Below are 2,535 nucleotides of genomic sequence, written 5' to 3'. Positions count from 1 at the left end.
GCGACTCCGGAGGATCAGAACCCCTCCATCTACTCGTACAGCCCCGCAATCAGCCGGTCATTCTCAACCCACCTCTCGCGTTCATGTTCACAACCGAAAATTACATCCATGCAGTTCAAGCGGCATGTGAGTACTCGTGGAGGACGCCGCCGAGCCGGTCTCGTCGGCGTATGTTCAGGTCGACGATTTGCTCTGGGTCCGTGATCGGATCGGGGACAGTGCACAGCGGTGCCGCTTGGTCCAGGGCTTGGTGGGCGCGGTGGTGGTTGTAGAAGTGTTCGTATTCCCGTAGGGAGTGCCGCAGGTGGTGTTCGTTCCATAGGAGGCAGCGGTCGAGGAGTTCGCGGCGGCACGACTGCACCCACCGTTCCATGATCGAGTTCATGCGCGGCATCCGGATACCGGCGAGCACCGTCTTGATGCCGACTTCGGCGAGGATCTCCTTCATGAGGGCCGGGAACTTCCCATCCCTGTCTCGAATCAGAAAGCGCGCCCGGCGGTCCGCATCGTCCAGATCCATCACCAGATTCCTGATCGCCTGGATAACCCAGCTCGCGCTTGGATGAGCGGTGGTGCCCCAGCACGCGGACGCGCCTGGTGGCATGCTCGATGACCGCCAGGATGTACTGGCGTTGCCCGTTCAAGGTGATGGTCTCGATGAAATCACAGGCCAGTAGAGCGTCGGCTTGCGAGCGCAGGAAGTCAGCCCACGTGGTGGACGCCCGCTCGGGCGCCGGATCAAGACCGGCCTGCTTGAGGATCTCCCACACCGTGGACGGTGCGACCTTGATGCCGAGCGCGGCGAGCTCACCGTGGATCCGCCGATAGCCCCAGCCGGGGTTCTCCCGGACCAGGCGCAGGATGAGGGCACGGATAGAGCGCACCGTGGGCGGGCGCCCGGGCCGCTTCGGCCGGCAGGTACGGGCATGACGCCGTCGCATCAGATCTCGGTGCCGGCGCAGGACCGTGTCCGGCCGGATGAGCAGCCGCAGTCGGCGCAGGACCTCGCGTGGCAGCGAGGTGAGGAGGGCGGCGAGAAATGCCCGGTCCTCCGGGGCAAATCGCACCCTGATGTCAGGGCCGAGCTTGCCGTTCGAGGACGGCGATCTGGTGCCGCAGAGCGAGAATCTCGATGTCCTTGTCTCGATCGCCCATGGGCAGCAGTCGCTGTGCGGCGAAGGTGTTCGTGACGGTGAGATAGGCCAGGCGGAGGAGCACGGCCGATCATCATGCCGCTTTTGCCTCTCCTGGTGTGGCCGGAGCTCGCGCACGCCACGCGGAGCCCTCACACGGCCATGACCTGGCCGGATGCAATTATCGGCAGGCGCAGCTACGCCGTCGGTTACATGGCCGACAGGCTCCTGGAGCTCAACAGGACGTTGCCAGACCGTGAATTCGACAAGCTCCTCACGAACGCCGCGAAGTAGGCCGGCCACGATGTCGCACCAACCCCACTCACGCAGATGGTGGGCGCTCATCGCGCTCGTGCTCACGTCGCTGGCTGTGGGCTTCGACGTGACCATCCTGAACCTGGCGCTGCCAAGCATGGCCGAGGACCTGCACGCCGACAACGCCCAACTGCAGTGGTTCGTCACCGGTCTACACGCTGGTGCTCGCCGCCAGCATGATCCCGGCGGGAATGCTGGGCGACCGCTTCGGCCGCAAGAGGACGCTCCTGGTCGCGCTGGCCATCTTCGGGGTCAGCTCGCTGGTCGCCGCCTACGCCCCCGCCGGATCGGTCGCACGCCGTCCCATCCCCCGGTCCGGGTAGGTCCAGTGGCGCACGATCAGACGCCGGTGCCAGCGCAGCAGCGTCCTCGGCGTCACCAGTCGGTGGGCACGCAGCGCCGCCGGCAGCCCCCGAGCCAGCGCGGCCAGCACCGCTCGATCCGCCCACGACAGCGTCGGACGGCCCACCTGACGGCGCAGCACTGCTACCTCATGCCGCAGTACGAGGATCTCCAAGGTCTTGGACACGTCGCCACGAGCCAGCAGTGTCAGCCAGCCCACGATGTGGCAGAAGATCAAATAGAAGAGACGAAGCGCCACGAGCCTCGAGCATGCCCGACACTGACCACTACTTCGATCAGGAAGCCGGGACAAACCCGCAGCCCACAACCGTGAACGGAGTATTGACACCCTTCAGGGCTGCGTACAGCCGATTCTCGGGCGTTCCATCACAGCCGGAGTCGGAGCGGTCTTCTTCCTATCATCCGCTCCATCCCTCTCCCACGGGCTCCACTCGTCCTGGACCGGGCCGTCACCGGCTGCGTCCCGGCCTACGTCGCGCGCCTGCTCACCGGCCTGCTCGTGAGCAATGTTCGGCGAACATCCTCTTGGCAACGGTAAGGAAACAGCCGCTGCTGTACGACTTTCCCGCATGACATACCGAACTTCACTGCTGGCGCTGGCGCTGGCGGGGTTGGTAGCGCATCCTTGTTCACGTCCAGGGAGATGGTGTGCGGGTGATCTAGCCCATGCTGTGATGCGGGAGAGATCCATGTGACAAGAGACGGCCACTCCGTAATCCTTCGA

The 2,535-nt window shown here is 65.0% G+C and carries 4 protein-coding genes; 1 reads left to right on the top strand and 3 read right to left on the bottom strand.

Annotated features, from left to right (window positions below; genetic code table 11):
* Positions 1–115: 115 nt before the first annotated feature.
* Entirely contained in the window at positions 116–520 is a 405-nt protein-coding gene (locus ACFOY2_RS54545) for an integrase core domain-containing protein (RefSeq protein ID WP_379536096.1), read from the bottom strand.
* A 554-nt stretch (positions 521–1,074) separates the two neighbouring features.
* Entirely contained in the window at positions 1,075–1,218 is a 144-nt protein-coding gene (locus ACFOY2_RS54540; RefSeq protein WP_379536095.1) for a hypothetical protein, read from the bottom strand.
* An 11-nt stretch (positions 1,219–1,229) separates the two neighbouring features.
* On the opposite strand from ACFOY2_RS54540, the gene ACFOY2_RS54535 reads away from it, so the two are divergent.
* A complete protein-coding gene (locus tag ACFOY2_RS54535; protein WP_379536094.1) occupies positions 1,230–1,427 on the top strand; it encodes a hypothetical protein in 198 nt (65 codons plus the stop codon).
* 292 nt (positions 1,428–1,719) lie between these two features.
* On the opposite strand, the gene ACFOY2_RS54530 is transcribed toward ACFOY2_RS54535, so the two are convergent.
* A complete protein-coding gene (locus tag ACFOY2_RS54530; RefSeq protein WP_379536093.1) occupies positions 1,720–2,049 on the bottom strand; it encodes a hypothetical protein in 330 nt (109 codons plus the stop codon).
* Positions 2,050–2,535: the final 486 nt, after the last annotated feature.

The organism is Nonomuraea purpurea (genome assembly GCF_042650645.1).
In the GTDB taxonomy this organism is placed as follows: domain Bacteria; phylum Actinomycetota; class Actinomycetes; order Streptosporangiales; family Streptosporangiaceae; genus Nonomuraea; species Nonomuraea purpurea.
Note: the sequence above shows the minus strand (reverse complement) of the source record. Positions and strands in the feature narration are given on the sequence as shown.